This is a genomic window from Halomicronema sp. CCY15110, from assembly GCF_016888165.1.
Taxonomy (GTDB): Bacteria; Cyanobacteriota; Cyanobacteriia; order Phormidesmidales; family Phormidesmidaceae; genus Halomicronema.
Map to the genome: position 1 here is coordinate 1 of NZ_JACSWC010000022.1, position 279 is coordinate 279.

Here is a 279-nt window from a genome sequence, read left to right on the forward strand (position 1 = left end):
CGACGACAAAAGTGCCCGTAGCTCAGGTTCCAACGCTGTTGGTCCAGCCCTTCTTGCCACAGCAGCGCCAGCGTCACACCTTTGCCTTGCAACTCACGATGCACGCTGGCAAAGTCAATCTCCGGTTGATTGGCTGGAGGCGGTTTGCCTTTTCCCAGTTGGCTTTGGGCTTCGCTATCAATGTTAAAGGTCGTTACTTCTGCAGGGTAAGCGCAAGAAAAACATCGGGGAATTGTGCTACGTTGCCAGACCAGCGGCAAGGACAGTGAGCATGTAGTC

Annotated in this window: 1 pseudogene; it reads right to left on the reverse strand. The window is 54.1% G+C overall.

Annotated features, from left to right (window positions below):
- Window positions 1-279: pseudogene (locus tag JUK32_RS00110) on the reverse strand (hypothetical protein); the annotation flags it as partial.